At 67.3% G+C, this 20,019-nt stretch carries 16 protein-coding genes; 15 read left to right on the forward strand and 1 reads right to left on the reverse strand.

Translation table 11 applies throughout. The annotated features are described in order from the left end of the window. Positions 1-58: 58 nt before the first annotated feature. A complete protein-coding gene (locus IEW85_RS00950; RefSeq protein WP_188682104.1) occupies positions 59-760 on the reverse strand; it encodes a GntR family transcriptional regulator in 702 nt (233 codons plus the stop codon). Positions 761-944: 184 nt separating this feature from the next. On the opposite strand from IEW85_RS00950, the gene IEW85_RS00955 reads away from it, so the two are divergent. From IEW85_RS00955 to IEW85_RS01025, 15 genes are all read left to right on the forward strand, one after another. Then, positions 945-3,857, forward strand: coding sequence for an AMP-binding protein (locus IEW85_RS00955; RefSeq protein WP_188682105.1), 2,913 nt, complete (start codon positions 945-947; stop codon positions 3,855-3,857). Positions 3,858-3,892: 35 nt separating this feature from the next. Beyond that, positions 3,893-4,294 carry a malonate transporter subunit MadL gene (gene madL / locus IEW85_RS00960; RefSeq protein ID WP_188682106.1) on the forward strand — a complete coding sequence of 134 codons (402 nt, stop codon included), beginning with the start codon at positions 3,893-3,895 and terminating at the stop codon, positions 4,292-4,294. A gap of 3 nt (positions 4,295-4,297) precedes the next feature. Beyond that, complete coding sequence (madM, locus tag IEW85_RS00965) at positions 4,298-5,059, forward strand: malonate transporter subunit MadM (RefSeq protein WP_188682107.1); 762 nt, start codon at positions 4,298-4,300, stop codon at positions 5,057-5,059. A gap of 102 nt (positions 5,060-5,161) precedes the next feature. After that, entirely contained in the window at positions 5,162-6,124 is a 963-nt protein-coding gene (locus IEW85_RS00970; RefSeq protein ID WP_188682108.1) for a sugar phosphate isomerase/epimerase family protein, read from the forward strand. A gap of 42 nt (positions 6,125-6,166) precedes the next feature. After that, positions 6,167-7,135, forward strand: a complete 969-nt coding sequence (locus IEW85_RS00975; protein WP_188682109.1) for a 3-hydroxyacyl-CoA dehydrogenase family protein — start codon at positions 6,167-6,169, stop codon at positions 7,133-7,135. A 14-nt stretch (positions 7,136-7,149) separates the two neighbouring features. Further along, on the forward strand, positions 7,150-8,589 hold the full coding sequence (locus tag IEW85_RS00980; protein ID WP_188682110.1) for a GntP family permease: 1,440 nt from the start codon (positions 7,150-7,152) through the stop codon (positions 8,587-8,589). A gap of 223 nt (positions 8,590-8,812) precedes the next feature. Beyond that, positions 8,813-10,162: an ABC transporter substrate-binding protein gene (locus IEW85_RS00985; RefSeq protein WP_188682111.1), complete on the forward strand. Its 1,350-nt coding sequence runs from the start codon at positions 8,813-8,815 to the stop codon at positions 10,160-10,162. Between the two features lie 195 nt (positions 10,163-10,357). Next, a complete protein-coding gene (locus IEW85_RS00990; protein ID WP_188682112.1) occupies positions 10,358-11,647 on the forward strand; it encodes an extracellular solute-binding protein in 1,290 nt (429 codons plus the stop codon). Positions 11,648-11,669: 22 nt separating this feature from the next. Beyond that, on the forward strand, positions 11,670-12,620 hold the full coding sequence (locus IEW85_RS00995) for a carbohydrate ABC transporter permease (protein ID WP_308420849.1): 951 nt from the start codon (positions 11,670-11,672) through the stop codon (positions 12,618-12,620). Further along, the gene (locus tag IEW85_RS01000; protein ID WP_188682113.1) at positions 12,620-13,456 is read left to right on the forward strand and encodes a carbohydrate ABC transporter permease; all 837 of its coding nucleotides are present in this window, start codon (positions 12,620-12,622) and stop codon (positions 13,454-13,456) included. The genes IEW85_RS00995 and IEW85_RS01000 overlap by 1 nt, the downstream gene beginning before the upstream one ends. A 35-nt stretch (positions 13,457-13,491) precedes the next feature. Further along, positions 13,492-15,870, forward strand: a complete 2,379-nt coding sequence (locus tag IEW85_RS01005; protein WP_188682114.1) for a glycoside hydrolase family 3 N-terminal domain-containing protein — start codon at positions 13,492-13,494, stop codon at positions 15,868-15,870. A gap of 72 nt (positions 15,871-15,942) precedes the next feature. Further along, the gene (locus tag IEW85_RS01010; protein ID WP_188682115.1) at positions 15,943-17,130 is read left to right on the forward strand and encodes a Gfo/Idh/MocA family protein; all 1,188 of its coding nucleotides are present in this window, start codon (positions 15,943-15,945) and stop codon (positions 17,128-17,130) included. Beyond that, positions 17,123-17,815: a ThuA domain-containing protein gene (locus IEW85_RS01015; protein WP_188682116.1), complete on the forward strand. Its 693-nt coding sequence runs from the start codon at positions 17,123-17,125 to the stop codon at positions 17,813-17,815. Before IEW85_RS01010 ends, IEW85_RS01015 begins: the two co-directional genes overlap by 8 nt. Continuing rightward, complete coding sequence (locus IEW85_RS01020) at positions 17,800-18,891, forward strand: Gfo/Idh/MocA family protein (protein WP_188682117.1); 1,092 nt, start codon at positions 17,800-17,802, stop codon at positions 18,889-18,891. Before IEW85_RS01015 ends, IEW85_RS01020 begins: the two co-directional genes overlap by 16 nt. A gap of 93 nt (positions 18,892-18,984) precedes the next feature. Then, positions 18,985-19,989, forward strand: coding sequence for a LacI family DNA-binding transcriptional regulator (locus tag IEW85_RS01025; protein ID WP_188682118.1), 1,005 nt, complete (start codon positions 18,985-18,987; stop codon positions 19,987-19,989). The last annotated feature ends 30 nt before the right edge of the window (positions 19,990-20,019 follow it).

The following is a 20,019-nucleotide window of genomic DNA, read 5'->3' on the forward strand; positions in this document are numbered from 1 at the left end:
CATCGGCGTCCCCGCTTCAGGGATATCCGCCCCCGGACATCGCCTCCGGAGGGCCTGACTATCCCTGGAGGGGGGACGCCGATTCTCCGTCTCCGGGCTGCTCGGCCCGCAGGGCGCTCCAGGTCCGCACCAGCTGGCTGAACTCTTGGACCTGGACCAGCACGTGGTCGCGTGCGGCGTTCTCCGCCGTCTCGGCGTCTCCGCCGGAGACCGCTTCCAGGATGGTGCGATGCTCGGAGAGGGAGCGCCGCATCCGGTCCGGAACGCGCAGCTGCAGCCGCCGGTAGGGCTGCAGGACGCGGCGCAGGTGGTGGGCCTGCTCGCGCAGATACTCATTGCCGCAGGAGTCGTAGATGGTGCCGTGGAACCAGGCGTTGGCGTAGTAGTAGCCGTCAGCGTCGCCGGCGGCCTCTCGGCGCTCGCAGTCCTCCACCGCCTGCTGCAGCTGATGCAGCGCCTCTCGCTCGATCCGTCGCGAGGCCAGGCGCGCCGCCATGCCCTCCAGCTCGGCCATGACCTCGAACCGTTCCGCCAGCTCAGAGAGGCTCAGCGCAGTCACGTAGGTGCCCTGCTTGGATCTGATCTGCACCAGCCCTGAGCGTTCCAGGGCCTGCAGCGCCTCGCGGATGGGGGTCCGGGAGCAGCCGAACTCCTCCTGGAGCTGCACCGGATCGAGCTTCTCCCCGGGCCTATAGCGCCCGTCCACGATGGTGTCCTCCAGCGCGTCCCGGATGCGCTGAGATTCGGGGATGCGTGCCATGTGCCCTCCTGTCCTGTTCAGAAGCATAGTCCCTGCCTGTCGTCCGGCGGTCTGAACCCCAGGTCAGCGCCCGACTCTCACGGTCTGCGAAAAATTCCCCAGAAAAGTGTGGCCCAGCTCACATCTATCCTCTATTCTAGCTGTTATATACATCACACGCTTTCATGTACACACAGGAGGGTCGATGGGTCACGGCGAAATCTGGCTTCTGGGCGATCTCTTCCGGATGCTCGGCATCCGCCGCAGCACGCAGACGCCCCAGGAGCCGCCCCAGGTGCCCCCGCTGCAGGAGCTGCGGGCGGCCTGTTCCGTATTGATGGGCGGCATCGGTGAGGCTTCCCGCCGGGCCGTGGCGGTCCGCGTGCTCAGCGCCTATGAACAGCTCGACGACGCCGGCCGCACTGAGTTCTTCCGGCACCTGCTCCAGGAGTACGGAGTGGATGCCGAGGTCCTGACCGCCGCCTTCCAGGCATGGCGCACTGCCCCCGGCCACAGCCAGGAGGCCGAGCTCTTCACAGCGGCGGAGCCCTCCCGCCAGGAGCTGCTGCGCCGGATCAACCACGCTCCGGGAGCCACGCCCTCTCTGGTGGAGATGCGCGCCGACCTGCGCCGCCTGATGCGGGAGGACCCGGAGCTGCGCCCGCTGGATCAGGATTTCCACCACCTGCTCTCCTCCTGGTTCAATCGCGGTTTCCTGCGGCTGGAAGAGATCACGTGGGACTCGCCGCGGCAGATCCACCGGCATATGCTGCGCTTCGAGAAGGTCCACCCCATGGCCGACCGTCATGAGCTCAAGCGCCGTCTCGCCCCCAAGGACCGCCGCTGCTACGCCTTCTTCCATCCGGCCACCGGAGACGTCCCGCTCATCTTCGTCGAGGTGGCGCTGGTCCAGGGCATCCCCTCCGAGATCGGCCCCATCCTCCGCGCCGAGGGGGCCATCAGCCCTTCCAAGGCAGACACGGCGGCCCTCTACTCCATCAACAACGCCTTGGTGGGCCTGGCCGGGATCTCCTTCGGGAATTTCCTGATCAAGCAGGTCATCGAGCAGGTCCGCGCCGAGCTGCCCCACCTGGAGAACTTCGTGACCCTCTCACCCATCCCTGGCTTCCGCCGCTGGTGGGAGCAGCGCGGCGAGGCCCCGCAGGACCCCGGTCCCGACGCCGACCATGCCGCCATCGAGCCCCAGGTGATCCTCCCGGCCCTGGCACGCTACATCGCTGAGGAGAAGCGCGCCGACGGCAGGCCGCTGGATTCCGTCGCCCGCTTCCACCTGGGCAACGGGGCCTCCGCCTGGCAGCTGCACTGGCCCGCCGACACCTCTCCGGCCTCCTGGGGCAGCGCCTACGGGGCGATGATCACCTACCGCTACGAGCCGGAGAAGGTCGAACAGCGTCACGAAGCCTTCGTGCGTCAGCGGGCCGTCGCGGTCGGGCCTCAGCTGGAGCGGCTCCTGGAGCGCGCTGCGCCCGAAGCCTCCGCCGGCTCCGACCACCAGAACTCTCAGAACCACAGCTCAGCCGAATCCGGCACATCCCAGAAGGAGAGGATCTCCATGACCGAGCGCACCATCCACCAGGCCTTCCTCGACCAGGCGCAGCGGCGGCCGGACAAGATCCTGTTCGACCTGCCCGGAGGCCGGAAGGTCACCTATGACCAGACGCTGCAGACCTCCCAGCGGATAGCGGCCAAGCTGGTCGGCGACGGCGTCCGGCCCGGCGACCGCGTGGCTATGCAGGTGGAGAAGTCTCCGGAGGCCGTGGCCCTCTATCTGGCCACGCTGCAGATCGGCGGCATCTTCCTGCCGCTGAACACCGCCTACACCGGCGCTGAGATGGACTACTTCGTCGACGACGCCGCACCCAAGGTGCTGGTCTGCGACCCCTCTGCGGCTGCTCAGCACACCCATCGCAGCTCCACCGGGCTGATGGTCGAGACCCTCGGCACCGAGCAGGACGGAACGCTGCTGCAGGCTGACGCCCCGCACGCCGAGGTCCACCCGGCACAGCCGGATGAGCCGGCGTCGATCCTCTACACCTCCGGCACCACCGGGCGCTCCAAGGGTGCAGTGCTCACCCACCGGAATCTGGCCTCCAACTGCCGGGCGCTGCTGGAGACCTGGCAGTACACCTCGGAGGATCGGCTCATCCACGCCCTGCCGATCTTCCACATCCACGGACTCTTCGTGGCCGTGAATATGACCCTGACCGCCGGAGCCTCCATGTACTGGCTGTCCACGTTCGACGCCGACGCCATCCTCGATCTGCTGCCGCAGTCCACCGTGCTGATGGGTGTTCCCACCTTCTATACGCGGCTGCTGAAGAGCGACCGGCTCACCCGTGAGGTCTGCTCCGGGGTGCGCCTGTTCGTCTCCGGCTCGGCCCCGCTGCTGGCCGCCGACCACGAGACCTTCGCCGAGCGCACCGGCCACTCCATCCTCGAACGCTATGGCATGACCGAGACAGGGATGAACACCACTAACCCCTATGTGGAGGACCCCGACGCCGGCGGAGGACTGCGTAAGCCCGGAACGGTGGGTAGGCCCTTCCCAGGCGTGGAGGTCCGAGTGGTCTCCCGGGAGGGCGGCGAAGAGGTCCCCCAGGGCGAGGTCGGCATCGTGGAGGTGCGCGGCCCCAACGTCTTCAGCGGCTACTGGCAGATGCCTGAGAAGACCGCCGAGGAGTTCCGCGAGGACGGCTTCTTCATCACCGGAGACCTCGGGCGCATCGACGAGGACGGCTACCTGTGCATCGTCGGACGCGATAAGGACCTGATCATCTCCGGTGGTTACAACGTCTACCCCAAGGAGGTCGAAGAGGTCATCGACGACCACCCCGCGGTCCTGGAGAGTGCGGTGGTCGGAGTGCCCCACCCGGACTTCGGTGAGACCGTCCTGGCCGCCGTCGTGCCGCGGGACGCCTCTGATTCAGAGGGTCTCGCCGAGGAGTTGGGGACCCTGGTGGGGGAGCGGCTGGCCCGATTCAAGCAGCCGCGGGCCTACCGGATCATCGAGGCGCTGCCACGCAACGTCATGGGCAAGGTCCAGAAGGCGCAGCTGCGCAAGCAGTACGCCGAGACCTTCGCCGCAGCCCAGGTCTGATCGGGCCGGGCTGAGATCACAGTCAGGAGAAGACAATGGTGCTCTACGGAACAGCCGCACTGGCGCTGTGCATGCTGGTCGGCATGCTCATCGGCGAGGTGCTCGGCGTCCTGCTGGGGGTGGACGCCAATGTGGGCGGCGTCGGCTTCGCGATGATCATGCTCGTGCTGGTGGCCGACTGGCTCCGGAGGAAGGAGCTGCTGCCCAAGCCCACGGAGCAGGGCATGCTCTTCTGGGGCGCGATGTACATCCCCATCGTGATCGCCATGGCCAGCACCCAGAACGTGGCCGAGGCCGTGGACGGCGGTCCGATGGCGATCGCCGCCGGACTCGCCGCACTGCTGGCCGGCGCCGCCCTGGTCCCTGTCCTCTCGCGCATCGGAGGGCAGTCTGAGCCGCTGCCTGCGATGACCGAAGAAGAGAAGCAGGAGGCCTGAGCCATGGAACTCGTCGCTGACATCCTTGAGCGCAACGGTCTGGTCTTCGCCTTCGTCGTGGTCGGAGCGATGATGATGATCTCCGGCTTCCTCTCCCGGAAGCTCACCCGCGGACGCCTGCAGGGCTCCGCCATCGCCATCATGCTCGGGCTGGTCCTGGCCTATGTGGGCGGAGTGAACACCGGCGGAGAGTCCGGGCTCGCCGACATCGCGATCTTCAGCGGGCTGGGACTGATGGGCGGCGCCATGCTGCGCGACCTGGCCATCGTGGCCACCGCCTATGGCGTGGACCTCCAGGAGATCAAGAAGTCCGGAGCGGCCGGCGGTCTGTCCCTGCTGCTGGGCGTGATCGTCTCCTTCATCGTCGGTGCGCTGGTGGCCGCGGCCTTCGGCTACACCGACCCCGCCTCCCTGGCCACCATCGGCTCCGGTGCGGCCACCTACATCGTGGGGCCGGTGACCGGCACGGCAGTGGGTGCCGGCTCCGATGTGATCGCGCTGTCCGTGGCGGCCGGGCTGGTCAAAGCCGTCGTGGTCATGGTCGGCACCCCGATGATCGCTCCGCTGATCGGGCTGAACAACCCGAAGTCGGCCATGGCCTTCGGCGGTCTGATGGGCACCACCTCCGGCGTGGCGGGCGGTCTGGCCGCCACCGATAAGCGCCTGGTCCCCTACGGGGCGATGACGGCCACCTTCTACACCGGGCTGGCCTGTCTGCTGGGTCCTTCGATCTTCTACTTCATGCTGCGCATGATGCTCGGCTGACCCACCACACCTGTGAACATATGTGCTTGACACGTGTGCATCCGTCAGCTCTAATGTGTTTCAGCCCACGTGGGTTGCCTCACATGAGAACGGAAGGACAGGATGTTCACTGCAGAGACCTGGCCGATCGCCGGCAATATGCTCGCCTTCGGGGCCACCACCCCTGACGGGACTCCCACCTGGGAGGCGTCTGCCGACTACTGGGCCGACTGCCTGCGCCAGATGCGCGATCTGGGCTTCGACCACATCGACCCCACCGACGCCTGGCTGCCCCTGCAGCGCCTGAGTCCGGAGCGCCTGGAGGAGTTCAAGGAGGTCCTCGCCGCCGAGGGCCTGGGCATCTCCTCGATCTCGATGACCCGGAACTCCGTGGTTGATGCACAGAACGGTGAGCGCAACCTGGCAGACGCCCACCGGCTGATCGACATCGCCCCCGAGTTCGGCGTCACCATCGTCAACACCGGCTTCATGCAGGCGCTGACCCCGGCCCAGCAGAAGGCCACCTGGTTCTGGCTGGAGGAGGGCCACCACGATGACCCGGCCCTGCGCCCGCTGGCCGTCGAGCGCATCCGCGAGCTGGGCGACCACGCCCGCGCCAACGGCATCCAGCTGAGCCTGGAGATGTACGAGGACACCTTCATCGGCACCGCCGACGCCGCCGTGGAGTTCATCGAGGAGGTGGACCACGACGCCGTCGGGCTCAACCCAGACCTGGGCAACTTCGTGCGCCTGCACCGCCCGCTGTCCACGCTGGGCGGCACTCCGGATGAGATGTACGAGAAGGTCCTGCCCTACACGAACTTCTGGCACATCAAGAACTACAGCCGCGACGAGGACCCGCAGACGGGCAGCTTCTCCTCGGATCCGATGCCGCTGAAGTACGGCTATGTGAACTACCGCCGGATCATCCGTCGCGCCGTGGAGCTCGGCTTCACCGGACCCTTCTGCTGCGAGCACTACGGCTCCGACTCCATCGGCGTCTGCGCAGAGAACCGCGACTACGTCCGCCAGGTGCTCCGCTCTGCCCAGAACAGCCCGCTGCTGGGTGAGCGCTTCGGCTCCTGACCGCCTCAGATCCCGACCTCAACAACCGAAGGACCTCGAAACATGGCACGCACCATCAACACCGTCACCGTCGTCGGCGCAGGCTACATGGGCGGCGGCATCGCTCAGTCCCTGGCGCTGGCGGGCTTCACCGTGGAGATCGTCGACGTCGACGTCGACGCCTCCCTCAAGGGCCTGGAGCGCCTGCTCGCCGAGGCTCAGCAGTTCGAAGACCAGGGCCTCTACGCCGCAGGCTCCACCCAGACCATCAAGGGCAATCTGACGGCCGGCCGCACTTTGGAGGAGGCGGTGGCCGACGTCGACTTCATCGAGGAAGCCGTCTTCGAGTCACCGGAGGTCAAGCGCGAAGTCCTCGGCAGGATCTCCGAGCACGCCCGTGCCGACGCCATAATCGGCACCAACACCTCCACCATCCCGGTGCACACGCTGGTCTCCGCGGTGGAGAACCCGGAGCGCTTCCTGACCGTCCACTTCTCCAATCCGGCGCCCTTCATCCCGGGCGTGGAGCTGGTCTCCGGCGAGGCCACCACGCCCGACGTCGTCGACGCCGTCAAGGACCTGCTGGCACGCGCCGGTCGCGAGGGCGCCGAAGTCGCCGACACCCCCGGAATGGTCCTCAACCGCCTGCAGTACGCACTGCTGAAGGAGGCCACCTCCGTGGTGGAGGAGGGCGTGGCCACTCCTGAGGACGTGGACACCATCGTGCGCACCACCTTCGGCTTCCGCCTGGGCTTCTTCGGTCCTTTCGCCATCGCGGACCAGGCCGGCCTGGACGTCTACGCCCTGGGCTTCGAGACCCTCCAGGACGCCTACGGCGACCGCCTGGCCCCGCCCCAGGTGCTCACCGAGAACGTCGAGGCCGGGCGCCACGGCGTGAAGAACTCCAAGGGCTGGACCGGTGACTTCGACGAAGACACCAAGGCCGATCTCATCGCCTACCGGAACAAGGCCTACGCACGGATGGGTGAGCTGCTCAAGGAGCTCGGCCCCGCACCGCGCGGGACCAGATGAAGGTGGGATCACTCATGGATGCAACGGCGCTCTCCCCCCATATCCCCCTGCTGAACACTGAGGTCAGCCGAGCCTTCGAGCTCTCCACCGGGCCGCTGATGGCCGTGGCCGTGAGCTCGATCGTGGTCCTGCTGATCCTGATCATCAAGTTCAAGCTCCACGCGTTCTTCGCGCTGGTGATCATCTCCGTCCTGACCGCTCTTGCCGCCGGCATCGCGGTGGAAGAGGTGGTCGACGTCGTCGTCGCAGGCTTCGGGAACACCGTCGGCAATGTGGCGCTGCTCGTCGGCTTCGGCGCGGTGCTCGGACGCCTGGTGGAGGTCTCCGGCGGTGCGCAGGTGCTGGCGGACAAGATGCTGAACACCTTCGGTGAGAAGAAGGCTCCGCTGGCTCTGGGCATCGCATCGATCTTCTACGCCTTCCCGATCTTCCTGGATGCCGGGTTCATCGTGATGCTGCCGATCATCTACACGGTGGCACGGCGGCTCCAGGGAGGCTTCATGATCTATGTGCTGCCTTCCATCGGTGCGTTCCTGATGATGCACGCGCTCACCCCGCCCCACCCCGGTCCGACGGCGGCCGCCACAGTGATGGGCGCCGACGTCGGCCTCGTGCTGGTCGTGGCACTGCTGGTCGGCATCCCCACGTGGTACCTCTGTGGCTACCGCCTCGGCCTGCTGATCGCCAAGCAGTACCCGAACATGCCGGTCCCGAGCCTGCTGGGCGAGCCGGACATCCGGGATGAGAGCGAGCGCCCGGGCTTGGGCACCGTGCTGTTCTGTCTGCTCTTCCCGCTGCTGCTCATCTTCTACAACACCCTGTTCTCCACCCTGGAGGCCAACGGGACGGTCGGCGCCGACAATGCGGCGTTCATCCTCTCCCGCCTGATCGGCCCGACGCCGATCGCGCTGCTGCTGGCGACCTTGGTGGCCATGTACCTGCTGTACCTGAAACCTCGCCGCGGCACCCGCGGCCTGGGTGATGCCATCGCTGATCTGGTGGACAACGCCCTGGCGCCGGTCTGCTCGATCATCCTGATCACCGGCGCCGGCGGCGCCTTCGGTGCCGTGCTCACCGAGACCGGCATCGGCCAGGAGATCGCCGAGGGCCTGGACGGCATGGGGCTGCCCGTCATCCTGGCAGGCTTCCTCGTGGCCATCGCCATCCGTGTGGCCCAGGGCTCCGCGACCGTGGCGGCTACTGTGGCCGGCGGCATCATGGCCCCCGCTGTGGCCGAGCTGGACTTGGGCGGCCTCGCTCTGGCAGCGATCGTGGTGGCCATCGTGGCCGGTGCGATCACCTTCTCCCACGTGAACGACTCCGGGTTCTGGCTGGTGGGCCGCTTCTGCGGGTTCGACACCGTCACCACTTTCAAGACCTGGACCGTGATCGGAACCGCCATCGGGTTCATGTCCTTCATCCTCTCCTGGGGCGTCTACGCGATCGCAGTCTGACTGCCGCCATGCTCGGACTCAGTGGATGCGCCGACCTTTCAGCTCTCCTGGGACCGGGTGAGAGTCGCCCTGATCTGGGGAGATGCATGGCCGGTTGAACGCCGTGTGTGGCGTTTGACACAGTGATGGGGGCTATTTAGTATTTCGGGGAGACGAAATCCAGATCACAGTCTGGGGCTTATGCGTGTCACGGTGGCCCGCATCGATGAGAAAGGACTTCGCGATGGCGCGAACCTCGCCTTCCTGCTCCCGTGCCGCATCCCGACGCCGGCGCCTCGGCCGACGCCGCTCGGCGCTCACCGCTCCGATCGCGGGCCTGGCGGCGGCCTCCCTGCTGGGCCTCTCCGCCTGCGGCGGAGGGGGCGGTACCAGTGATCAGGCCAACGCCTGGGTTCTCAACGGGGGTGTCTGGCCCGTGGTGGAGCAGGACTTCGAGTCCTGGAACGAGGAGAACCCCGAGCAGAGCTTCACTGTGGACAGCTTCGCCAACGATGTCTACAAGGAGCGCATCCGCACAGCAGTGGGCTCCGGTGAGGCGCCCACGCTGATCGTCGGATGGACCGGTGGAACCTTGCTGGAGTACATCGAGCATGACTACGTCGTCGACATCACCGAAGAGACGGCCGAGCTGCAGGATCAGCTGATCAGCTCGGTGGCCGACAACGGAATCGTGGACGGCGATGTCTACGCCGTGCCGATGAACAACGTCCAGCCCGTGTTCCTCTACTTCAACCAGGAGCTCTTCGACCAGGCCGGAGCGGAGGTGCCCACCACCTGGGAGGAGCTGCTGGATGTGGTGGAGCAGTTCGACGAGCAGGACATCTATCCCTTGGCGCTGGCCGGGGGGTCCCGCTGGCCCATGCTGATGTGGGCCTCCTATCTGACCGACCGCATCGGGGGCCCGGAGGCCTTCCAGGGTGTGGTCGAGGGCGACCCCGACGGCTGGAGCGATCCTGCGATCCTCGAGGCGCTCGAGCGCTGCCAGGAGCTGGTGGACGCCGGGGCCTTCGACCCCAACTTCGCTTCTGTGGATGCGGATCAGAATGAGGATGCCCGGATGCTCGCCGATGGCCAGGCGGCCATGGTGCTGCAGGGCTCCTGGACCTACTCGCGCATGCTGGAGGACCACCCCGACTTCGCGGAGTCCGGAGATTTCGGCTTCACCACCTTCCCGGCCGTCGAGGGCGGTCAGGGCGATCCGGCCAATCTGGTGGGCAATCCTGCGAATTTCTGGTCCGTCTCTGAGAGCGCATCGGAGGAGTCCCAGGAGACAGCCACCGACTATCTCTCCGAGCGGCTCTTCAATGATGAGTACGTGGATCAGATGCTCGCCACCGGCAACCTGCCGCCCCTGGAGGGCCTGGATGAGCAGATTGCGGAGACCGAGGATGAGGAGTTCCTGGGCTTCGCCTATGACGTGGTCCGCGAGGCGCCGAACTTCCAGCTCTCCTGGGATCAGGCCATCGATCCGAGCCAGGAGCAGGCTCTCCTGGAGAACCTCGAACTGGTCTTCCTGGGGCAGATCACCCCTGAGGAGTTCGCGGAGAACATGAACGCCACCCAGGGCGGGTGAGCGCGCGGCCCCCGCTGAGCCCTGAGCACCCCACCGAGGGCTGAGCTGGAGTGAGTCGCACCCGCCCCCTTCGCCGATTGTGGTCCTTGACACACCCGCAGGGACTATTTAGTCTTTCGATAATACGAAATCCAGATCACACCCTGGGATTCAAGCGTGTCGCTCAGACTCGCACCGATGAGAAAGGAATGCGCGATGTCGCATCGAACCATCACCAACAAGGCCGCCGCAGGAGTGGCCGCCGCAGCACTGCTGTCCCTGACGGCCTGCGGCGGCGGCAACGGCGGAGGCGGAGCCAACGCATGGGTGCTCACCGGTGGAGGTTGGCCTGCTGTGGAGGCCGACTTCGAGAGCTGGAACGAGCAGAACGAAGACCAGCAGATCTCGGTGGAGTCCTTCGAGAACGATGCCTATAAGGAACGCATCCGCACGGTGGTCGGCTCCGGTGAGGCACCCACGCTGGTCATGAGCTGGACCGGCGGTGCGCTGCTGGACTACGTCGAGGGCGATCGCGTCGTCGACATGACGGAGGAGACTGAGGAGCTCCGCGACAGCATGCACGAGTCGGTCTGGCAGAACGGCGAGGTGGACGGCTCTGTCTACGCCGTGCCGATGAACGATGTGCAGCCCGTGGTCCTCTACTTCAACCAGGAGGTCTTCGACGAGGTCGGCGTCGAGGTGCCGCAGACCTGGTCCGATGTGGAGGACGCCATCGAGGCCTTCGAGGCCGAGGGCGTCACGCCCTTCTCCCTGGCCGGCGGCTCCGTCTGGCCGGCCCTGATGTGGCTGCAGTACCTCACCGATCGCCACGGCGGCGAGGGCGCCTTCGCCTCGGTCGTCGAGGGTGAGGAGGACGCCTGGTCGAACGAGTCCATCCTCTTCGCCCTGGAACAGATTCAGTGGCTGGCGGACAACGGCGGCTTCGACGAGACCTTCACCTCGGTGACCGCAGATCAGAACGAGGACGCCCGGCTGCTGGCCGAGGGCGAGGCCGCGATGCTGCTGCAGGGCTCCTGGGTGTACGCCACCGTCCATGAGGACTTCCCAGACTTCGCAGAGTCCGGCGACTTCGGCTTCACCGAGTTCCCGGCGTTGGAGGACGGACAGGGCGACCCGAGCAACATCGTGGGCAACCCGGCCAACTTCTGGTCCATCTCCGCCGACGCTTCGGAGGAGGACCAGGACGCCGCCATGAACTACCTCACCGAGCATCTCTTCAACGAGGAGACGGTGGAGACCATGCTCGAGCAGGGTTCCCTGCCGCCGCTGGAGGGCATCGAGGACCAGATCGCAGAGACCGAGGACGCTGACTTCCTCGAGTTCTCCAACCAGCTGGTCTCCGATGCCAATCACTTCCAGCTCTCCTGGGATCAGGCCGTGGCGCCGGACCAGGAGCAGCCGCTGATGGAGAACCTCGAGAACATCCTGCTGGGGTCCATCACCCCGGAGGAGTTCGCCGAGAACATGAACGCGCTGCAGAACTGACCCGGCGAGGACCACACCACTGATGACACAGACCGTTGCACAGTCCGCGGAGGAGATCTCCGACGGCGCCCCACAGGTGCAGAGGGACGGCGCCATGCGGCAGAGCCGTCAGGGACCCAGCTTCCTGATGGCTCTGCCGGCCGTGCTGTTCTTCGGCATCTTCGCCCTGATCCCCCTGCTGGGGGTCCTCGTCCTGTCCTTCATGAGCTGGGACGGACTCGGAAGCCCGGAGTTCATCGGCCTGGACAACTGGGTGCGGATGTTCGAACGCGACCAGACGATGAGCTCGCTGTGGCTCACCTTCGTCTTCGTGGTCATCTGCTTCGTCTTCCAGGCCCCGGTGGCGCTGCTGCTCGGCGTCTTCATGGCAGGAGCCCAGCGCTACCGCGCACTGCTCTCCGTGCTGTTCTTCCTGCCGCTGCTGTTCTCCTCGGTGGCCGTGGGCATCACCTTCCAGCAGCTGTTCTCCCCGAACTACGGGATCAGCTCCGCACTGCCCTTCGACTGGCTGCCCAGCCAGTGGCTCGGCAACCCGGACATCGCGCTCTACGTGGTGGTCTTCGTGGTGGGCTGGTGCTTCGTGCCCTTCCACTCGCTGCTCTACCAGGCCGGCGTGCGCCAGATCCCGGTCTCGCTCTATGAGGCGGCGACCATCGACGGCGCCGGCCGGGTCCGGCAGTTCTTCTCCATCACGCTGCCCCAGCTGCGCTACACCGCCATCACCTCCTCCACGCTGATGCTGGTGGGCTCGCTGACCTACTTCGACCTGGTCTTCGTGCTGACCCAGGGCGGACCGGGCAGCGCGACCCGCATCCTCCCGCTGGACATGTACATCAGCGGCTTCCGCAACTACGACATGGGCGGAGCCTCCGTGCTCGCCGTGATCCTGGTGGCCGTCGGACTCACCCTCTCCCTCCTGCTGAACAAGATCTCCGGATCCAGCAAGATGGAGAGCGATAAGGCAGGTATGTGATGCTGCAGACCAAGAAGCCCACTGAGCGCCCCAACATCCTGGGCGGCCTGGGCGGCTGGCTCTGGCTGGCCGCGATCATCCTGCCGATCTACTTCATCGTCATCACCGCCTTCCGGGACCGGGTGGACCTCAACCAGTCCAACCCGCTGGTCCCGCCGGCGGAGCCGACGCTGGCGAACTTCGTCCGGGTCATCGAGAACGACTTCTTCCACTTCTTCTTCAACTCCGTGGTGGTCACCGCGGCCACCGTCGCAGTGGTGCTGATCGTCAGCCTCATGGCCTCCTACTACATCGCCCGTTCGATGAGCGGGGGCGGGCAGCGGCTGTTCAGCCTGATCTTGCTGGGCATCGCCATCCCGGTGCAGGCCACGATCATCCCCGTCTACTACCTGATCCGTTCGCTGGGGCTCTATGACACCCTGTGGGCGCTGATCCTGCCGCAGATCGCCTTCGCGATCCCGCTGAGCGTGCTGATCATCGTCAACTTCGTCCGCGACATCCCCAATGAGCTCTTCGAGTCCATGCGGGTGGACGGCGCCGGAGAGTGGCGGATCCTGACCTCCCTGGTGCTACCCATGGCCAAGCCGGCCCTGATGACAGTGGGCATCTACCAGGCGCTGCAGGTCTGGAACGGCTTCCTCTTCCCGCTGATCCTGACCCAGAGCCGTGAGGTCCGCGTGCTCCCGCTCTCACTGTGGGAGTACCAGGGCGAGTTTGCCGCGGACATTCCGGCCACCCTGGCCGCCGTCGTGCTCTCGGCGGTGCCGCTGCTGGTGGCCTACATCCTGGGCCGCCGCTACATCGTCGCCGGCCTGACCGCAGGCTTCGGCAAGTGACCCTGAAGCAACGAGACCTCTGAGACAGGAGTGGAATGACTGAACGGATCACCGGCCCGTGGAACGATCCCTCGCTGAGCCCTGACGAGCGCGCCGAGGCCCTGCTGAGCCGGATGACCCTTGAGGAGAAGGTCTCCCAACTGGGCTCCCACTGGGAGATGCGCCAGGACGAGGAGGCCCAGGGCGAGGTGGCTCCCATGGAGGACGCCATGTCCTCGGGCAAGCTTCCCTTCGCCCAGGAGATCCGCGACGGAGAAGGCCACCTGACCCGCACCTACGGGACGGTGGCCCTCTCCGTGGCAGAGGGTGCCGATGATCTGCGCAAGCGTCAGGCCGCCGTGGTGGAGAACAATCGCTTCGGCATCCCGGCCGTCGCCCATGAGGAGTGCCTGACCGGCTACACCGCCTATCAGGCCACGGTCTACCCCACCTCCCTGGCCTGGGGGGCGACCTTCGACCCCGAGCTGATCGAAGAGGTCGCCGCCGCCATCGGGCGCGATATGGCCGCCACCGGCGTCCAGCAGGGGCTCTCCCCGGTTCTGGACGTGGTCCGCGATGCCCGCTGGGGCCGCGTGGAGGAGACCATCGGCGAGGACCCCTACCTCATCGGGACCATCGCCACCGGCTATGTGAAGGGGCTGCAGAGTGCGGGTGTGATCGCCACGCTGAAGCACTTCGCCGGCTACTCGGCCTCCAAGGCTGGACGCAACCACGCCCCGGTGCATATGGGCCGCCGCGAGCTGATCGACCAGATCCTCTACCCCTTCGAGCTGGCCGTGCGCGACGGGAAGGTCGGCTCGGTGATGAACTCCTACGCCGACATCGACGGCGAGGCCCCCGCCGCCTCCAGCTGGCTGCTCACCGAGGTGCTGCGCGACCAGTGGGGCTTCGAGGGCACTGTGGTGGCCGACTACTGGTCGGTGGCCTTCCTGGAGAAGATGCATCACGTGGCCGCCGATCAGGCTGAGGCCGCCCGTCTGGCCGTCAGCGCCGGACTCGACGTCGAGCTGCCCCACACCGGCGGCTACCGCACCCTGCCCCAGCAGGTCCGCGACGGCCTGCTGGATGAGGACATCATCGACCGCTCGGTGCGCCGGGTGCTGCGCCAGAAGGCGGAGCTCGGCCTGCTGGACCGGCCCGGCTTCGAACCCGACGGCGACGCCGGCGAGGACTGGCAGCCCCGGATCGACGAGTCGGTGGAGCTGGACTCCGCCTCCAACCGAGCGCTGGCCCGCAAGGCCGCCCAGAAGTCCCTGGTGCTGCTGAAGAACGACGGCGTCCTCCCGGCCCCGGCCGAGCAGCTGGACGGTAAGAGGGTGGCCGTCGTCGGGCCCTCGGCCGACGAGCCGCGGACCATGATGGGCTGCTACTCCTTCGCCAACCACGTGCTGGCCAAGTACCCGGCCGAGACCTTCCCGCACCGCGGGATGGGCCTGCCCATGCCGACTGTGCTGGACGCGCTGCGCGAGGCCTATGCCGACTCCGAGGTCAGCTACCACGCCGGCACCCCGATCATGGGGGAGGCCGATCAGTCCGGAATCGCTCAGGCCGCCCAGGCCGCTGCCGCCTCCGATGTGGCCGTGGTGACCGTGGGCGACATCGCCGGCATGTTCGGCGCCGGCACCTCCGGTGAGGGCTGCGACGTTGAGGACCTGCGGCTGCCCGGAGGTCAGCACGAGCTGCTCGAGGCAGTGCTGGAGACCGGAACCCCCACCGTCCTGGTGGTCGTCTCCGGCCGCCCCTACGCCCTGGGCGAGGTGGCCGACCGGTGCGCCGCCATCGTCCAGGGCTTCTTCCCCGGAGAGGAGGGCGGCCCGGCCATCGCTGATCTTCTGACCGGTGCCATCGAGCCCTCCGGCCGCCTGCCCATCGGCATACCCGCGCTGCCCGGCGGCCAGCCCGCCGGCTACATCGCCGCCCCGCTGGGTCAGAACAGCCAGGGTGTCTCCAACCTGGACCCGACGCCGCTCTACCCCTTCGGACACGGGCTCAGCTACTCCAGCGTGGAGTATTCGCAGCTGGCCGTCTCCGTGGCCGAGGTGCCGGTGGATGGCAGCTTCGAGGTCTCTGCCAAGGTCACCAACACCGGCCAGCGTCCCGTAGACGAGCTGGTCCAGCTCTACTTCGGCGACCGCGTGGCTCAGGTGGCCCGCCCGGTGAAGCAGCTGCTGGGCTACGCCCGCGCCGACCTGGCACCGGGGGAGAGCGCACAGGTGAGCTTCGAAGTCCACGCTGATCGCCTCTCCTTCACCGGAGTGGACTACCGGCGGATCGTGGAGCCCGGGGAGATCGACCTGTGGGTGGGCCCCAGCGCAGAAGACCTGCCGCTGGCCGGCGAGATCACCCTGACCGGTGCGCTGCGCGAGGTCCCCGGTGAACGCGTGCTCACCACCCCGGTGCGCATCATCGGCTGAGGCGCCGGCCGCTGAGGCCGCCGTCGGGCTGAGAGCCCTGTTGCTGAGGGGTAGGACGAGGAGGAGGGAACGATGAGCGAACATCTCAGAGTGGCCGTCATCGGGCATGCGTTCATGGGCGCGGCCCACATCCACGCCTGGCGGACGGCGCCGCAGTTCTTCGATCTGCCGCGTCGGCCCGAGGTCGCGCTCCTGGTGGGGCGCGATGAGGCGCGGGTCCGTGAGGCCGGTTCCCGGCTCGAGATCCCGGAGACCAGTACCGATTGGCTGGCCGTGGTGCAGCGCGAGGACATCGACGTGATCGACATCTGCACCCCCGGCGACCGCCATGCGGAGATCGCCTGCGCCGCCCTGGAGGCCGGCAAGCATGTGCTCTGCGAGAAGCCCTTGGCCAACACCGTGGCCGAGGCCGAGCGGATGGTCCAGGCCGCCCGCACGGCCGAGGCCGCCGGAAGCCGCACCTTCTGCGGCTTCAGCTACCGGCGCACGCCTGCGCTCGCATTGGCCCGGCGGTTCGTGGAGGAGGGTCGGCTCGGCGAGATCCGCCATGTCCGAGCCCAGTATCTGCAGGACTGGCTGAGCGACGCCGACGCCCCGCTGACCTGGCGGCTGGAGAAGGAGAAGGCCGGAAGCGGTTCGCTGGGAGACATCGGCGCGCATTCGGTGGACGCTGCGCAGTGGATCTCCGGGCAGCGGATCGAGGGGGTCTCCTCCCTGCTCCACACTTTCGTCCCCACCCGGCCGATCTCCGGTGACCGGGCGGGACTCGGCGGTACGGCGTCGTCCTCGGCCGAGCGCGGCCCGGTGACCGTAGATGATGCGGCGGCCTTCACCGCACGGTTCTCCGGCGGCGCCGTGGGGGTCTTTGAGGCCACCCGCTATGCGCTGGGCCGGCGCAACGCCAACCGCCTGGAGATCAACGGCAGTCTGGGTTCCATCGCTTTCGACTTCGAGCGGATGAACGAGCTCCAACACTTCGACGGCCGCGACGATCAGGAGGCCCAGGGCTTCCGGACCATCCAGGTGACCGACGTCGTCCACCCCTACGCCGACCACTGGTGGCCGGTGGGCCACGGGCTGGGCTACGGGGACCTCTTCGTCCACCAGATGGCCGATTTCGTCGCCTCACTGGAGGCCGAGCCGCTGCGCCCAGACTTCGCCGATGCCCTTGAGGTCCAGCGTGTCCTCGACGCCGTGGAGCTCAGCGCCGCCCAGGACAGCCGATATACGCCCGTGCAGAGAGGAGAGGAGCATGACTAAGCGAGCAGTCATCGTCCGCGGAGGATGGGACGGCCATCAGCCGGTGGAGGCCACGGAGTTCTTCCTTCCGTTCCTCTCCGAGAACGGCTACGACTATGAGATCTTCGAGTCCCCAGAGGTATACCGCGATGAGGAGCGGATGGCCGCCACGGACCTGATCATCCAGTGCATGACCAAGTCCAGCATCGAGCGCGACCAGACTATGGGGCTGCGCGCCGCGATCGAGGCGGGCACGGGCTTCGCGGGATGGCACGGCGGGATCGCCGACTCCTACCGCGACAGCGAGGAGTACCTGCACCTGATGGGCGCCCAGTTCGCCCATCACCCGGGAAAGCACCCCGATGAGCGGATCGGGGAGCAGTCGGACAACTACATCCCGCACCGGATCGACATCCTGCCGGAGGCGGCCGATCACCCCATCACCGCGGGGATCGAGAGCTTCGAGCTGGAGACCGAGCAGTACTGGGTGCTCCATGACGGCCTGCTGGACGTCCTGGCCACCACCACGCTGCCCAAACGCGACTTCGACCCCTGGCACAGCGAACATGTCAGCCCTGCGGTGTGGACCCGCCGCTGGGGCAAGGGCAGGATCTTCGTGGCCACACCGGGCCACCGCGTGGAGGTCCTGGAGAACCCCCATGTGAAGACCATCATCGAACGGGGCATCCTGTGGGCGACTCGCTGAACGTCGGCATCGTCGGCGCAGGAGTCATCAGCGCCCAGTACCTGGAGACCATCGGCCGACTCCCTGATCTGCGCCTCGCCGGCATCGCTGACATCGACCGTGAGCGCGCCCAGAAGGTGGGGCAGCAGCACGGGGCGCCGGGGATGAGCGTGGAGGAGCTGCTGTCCCGCGAGGATGTGGACGCAGTCATCAACCTCACCATCCCCAAGGCCCACGCTGAGGTCTCTCTGGCCGCCCTGGAGGCGGGCAAGGGCGTCTTCGTGGAGAAGCCTCTGGCAGCCTCCTTCGAGGACGGCCGGCGGATGGTGCGCAGCGCAGAGCAGCATGGTGTGGTCCTGGGCTCGGCCCCGGACACCGTGCTGGGCACCGGTGTGCAGACTGCGCGGGCGGTCATCGATGCCGGACGGATCGGCGTGCCCACCAGTGCGACGGTCACGATGATCCGGCCCGGTCACGAGTCCTGGCACCCCAACCCCGACTTCTACTATCAGCCGGGCGGTGGGCCGCTCTTCGATATGGGCCCCTACTACCTCACTTCATTGATCACCTTGCTGGGACCCGTGACCAAGGTGATCGGTGCCGGAACTGCGCTGCGCCAGGAGCGGGTCATCGGATCCGGGCCGCGCGCAGGGGAGAAGATCCCGGTCTCCACGCCCAGCCACGTCACCGGAGCCTTGGTGCACGAGTCAGGTGTGATCTCCACTCTGGTCATGAGCTTCGACGGCGTCTCCACCCGCGCTGCGCATATCGAGGTGCAGGGCACCGAGGGGACTCTGGAGGCGCCGGATCCCAATCGGTTCGAAGGGCCTGTTCGGCTCTCCTCCCAGATGGACCGATGGGAGGGGCTCCCGGTGGCGGCCGGCTATCGTCAGGCAGCCCGCGGCTACGGGTTGGCCGATATGTTCTGGACCGGATCCTTCTCCGGGGATCCGCAGGCCGGACGCGCCCAGGGTGCGCTGGGTCTCCACGTCCTGGAGATCATGGAGGGCATCCTCACTGCGGCCGAGCAGGAGCGGACCGTCACGCTGAGCACCCGAGCCGAGCGGCCGGCGTCGGTCCCTCTGGATGAACGCTGAAGCGCTGATCCTGCGCGCCGCTGGGTGAGAATCGGCTCCGGAGTGCAGGCTGAGGTATGAAAGGATGCACTGCACGAGGGGAGAGGACAGCACATGGCGATGACTGGGCGGCCACCTTCCATGGTGGATGTGGCCAAGCATGCAGGTGTCTCCCACCAGACCGTCTCCCGTGTGCTGAACTCCCCCGACGCCGTCCGCGCCGACACCCGTGAGCGGGTGGAGCGCTCCATGCGCGAGCTGAGCTACCGCCGGAACTCCCAGGCCCGGGCGCTGAAGACGCGCCGGACCGGGCTGATCGGCGTCGTCTCCCAGGGCTATGCCGACTTCGGCCCCACCCAGCTGACGCTGTCCATCGAAGGTGCCGCGCGGGACCGCGGCTATGCCACGGCGCTGAGCGTGGTGCGCGATGCCCGCCCGCAGACCGTGGAGGCCACGCTTGACTTCTTCCTCAGCCACGGGGTGGAGGGAATCATCGTGCTGACCCCGGTGCCCGTGCTGATCGAGGCGGCCGAGCAGCTGGCCGCCAGGACGCCGGTGGTGGTGCTGACCTCCGGGCTGGAGCCTGGGGGTGAGCTGCGCGTGGCCGGCATCGATCACGCCCATGGTGCGGAGCTGGCCACCCGGCATCTGGTGGAGCAGGGGCGGCGTCGGATCGCCCATATCGCCGGGCCGATGACCTGGTTCGACGCCCAGGGCCGCGTGGAGGGGTGGCGCCGTGCGCTGCGGGAGGCCGGGATGGACGACTCCCGGATGGCGGAGGCGGAGGACTGGACGGCCGAGGCCGGATTCGCCACCATGGAGGAGCTCTGCGCGGTCGAGGAGCTGCCGGATGCGGTCTTCGCCTCCAACGATTTCATCGCTCTGGGCGCCATCCGTGCCCTGGAGCAGCGGGGCGTGGACGTGCCGCGGGATGTCTCAGTGGTGGGCTATGACGATGTCGACGGCGCCGCCTTCTTCCGACCGCCGCTGACCACTGTGGCCCAGCCCTTCCGTGAGGCGGGGAGGGCTGCGCTGACGCTGTTGTTGGACCAGGCGGAATCTGCTTCGGGCCGTGACCGGGTCTTCCTGGAGCCGCACCTGGTGGTGCGTGGATCCTGAGCACCCCTGCGACGGCGTTAACGTTAACAG

Origin of the sequence: Nesterenkonia cremea, from assembly GCF_014642675.1 — a bacterium.
Classification (GTDB): domain Bacteria; phylum Actinomycetota; class Actinomycetes; order Actinomycetales; family Micrococcaceae; genus Nesterenkonia; species Nesterenkonia cremea.